The 2,106-nt window shown below is 68.2% G+C and carries 1 protein-coding gene; it reads left to right on the top strand.

Annotated elements, in window-relative coordinates:
• The first annotated feature begins 542 nt into the window (after window positions 1-542).
• Window positions 543-1,994: a tyrosine-type recombinase/integrase gene (locus tag E1281_RS39295; protein WP_165959319.1), complete on the top strand. Its 1,452-nt coding sequence runs from the start codon at window positions 543-545 to the stop codon at window positions 1,992-1,994.
• The last annotated feature ends 112 nt before the right edge of the window (window positions 1,995-2,106 follow it).

Below are 2,106 nucleotides of genomic sequence, written 5' to 3'. Positions count from 1 at the left end.
GTGTGCGGGCGGTGGGCCGGGCCGAGCCTGCGGGGCGGCGGCCGGGGATCACCGACAGGGCCGCACTGGGAAAGACGCGCCGCGAATGCGGCCCCAATGGTTGTCCGGGAGCGTAAGCGGCGGCGGGCGTGGGTGCGCGCGATGGCCCCGCCTCCGAGTGATCGGTCGGGGTGGCGGGCGGTCGCCGGCCGCAACCCCATGCATTCCAGCGACTTAAAGTCAAGGGCTGCATGCGGCAATTATGGGACAGAAATTTACCGCTTCCGGTCGATGATCATCTCGACCATTCTCGGCCTTTCGGTGGCCCGTGCCTGGCCCGTAGACGCAATGCAAGAGGTGATTTGAAATGGCCTCCATCGATGTCATGTCGGTCCGCGATATCGCCTCTGAGCTGCATGTAGGACGTTCCACGGTGTATCGGTGGCTCGCGACCGGACGTGGCCCTAAAGCGTTCCGGCTGCCAAACAATGAGCTGATAATTGTGCGCTCGATTTTATAGAATGGTTGTACCAGCTCGAAGCACGCGGAACGGAGTACCTCCGGTGATCAAGGCGCAGGACATCCAATTCTGGCAGATCCGCAAGCGCGCGAACAGGCGCAAGCCGTGGGAAATGCGGTGGCGCGTCAACTCCTCGCAGTTCTCCCGCTCCTACCTCACCAAAGCACTGGCTGAGACCTACCGGTCCAACCTGGTGGCCGCTGCCCGTGCCGGTGAGGTGTTCAGCCTGGCGACCGGTGAACCGGCCTCCTGGGAGCGCAGTACCGAAACCTTCTACTCCCTCGCGCGCTCCTATGCCGCGATGCGGTGGGCGGACTGCCCGGCCAACTCCCGCAAGTGCACGGCTGATCAGCTCGTGCCGGTCACGCTGGCGCTGCTGGACCCGCGCAAAGCCAAGCGCAATTGTCCCGCTGACGCGCTGCTGCGGCGGGCGCTGCGCTCGTACGCGTTCATCCCGCCCACCTGGGAACAACCCATCCCCGATGACGTGGCCTCGGCGCTGGCGTGGCTGGCGGACGCGTCCCGCCCGGTGGCGGACCTGACCGATTCCGAGGTGATCCGCGACGCGCTGTCGGCGCTGGCGCTGACCCTCACCGGTAAGCGCGCGGCGGCCAAAACCCTCGCCCGGCGGCGCGGCGTCTGGCACACCTGCATGCAGTACGCGGTAGAACGCAAGCTACTGGCGGTCAACCCGGTGACCGGGGTCAAGGGCGCGCGTGCCCGCATCACCGACGCGGTAGACCCGCGCGCGGTGCCCAACCTGGACCAGGCGCGGCGGCTGCTGGCGGGCGTGGCGGGGCTGGCCAACGGCAAGCGGCGCGGTCCGCACATGGCGGCCTTCTTCGCCGTGCTGTACTACGCGGGGCTGCGTCCGGCTGAGGCTCGGCACCTGCGCGCCGATGACCTCCACCTGCCCGCCTCCGGGTGGGGCACCGCAACCCTGTCGGGAAGCACTCCCGACGTCGGCGACAAATGGACCGATGACGGCGACCAGTACGACCGGCGTGCGCTCAAGCACCGTCCGGCCGGTGCGGTGCGCATCGTCCCGCTTCCCCCGGTCCTGGTCGCGCTGCTGCGCACACACCTGGACCGGTTCGGGACGGCGCCGGACGGGCGCGTCTTCTTCGACACTGCGGCCGGTGCCGACTTCGCACCGATCACCAACACCATGTACGGGCAGTTGTGGCAGCGAGCGCGAGCCGTGGCGCTGACCGACTCCGAACGGACGGCGGGCCTGGCCAAACGCCCCTACGACCTGCGGCACGGCTGCGCGTCCCTGCTCCTCAACTCCGGCGTTCCCGCAACCGAGGTCGCGCGGCGCCTGGGACACTCCCTGACGGTCCTGCTGTCCACCTACGCGCACTGGTTCACCGGCATGGAAGACGAAGCAAACCGGCTCATCGACGCTGCTCTGAGCGGCTCTGAGCCCTCCGGGGACGGCTCCGGCGCTGGCGGGCTATCCACGGGCCAAACCCTCGGCACGGCGGACGCGTAGCCTCGTCCCCGCAGGTCAACGACCTAAAGAGACGAGACCACGCATTCACCGCAAGTCAACGCGCTAGCGGGGTTCGTAGAGGGTTATGGGGATGCCGTTGGGGGTGGTGGCC

It is taken from the genome of Actinomadura sp. KC345, from assembly GCF_004348515.1.
Taxonomy (GTDB): domain Bacteria; phylum Actinomycetota; class Actinomycetes; order Streptosporangiales; family Streptosporangiaceae; genus Spirillospora.
This window is presented reverse-complemented; position numbering and strand designations above follow the sequence as displayed.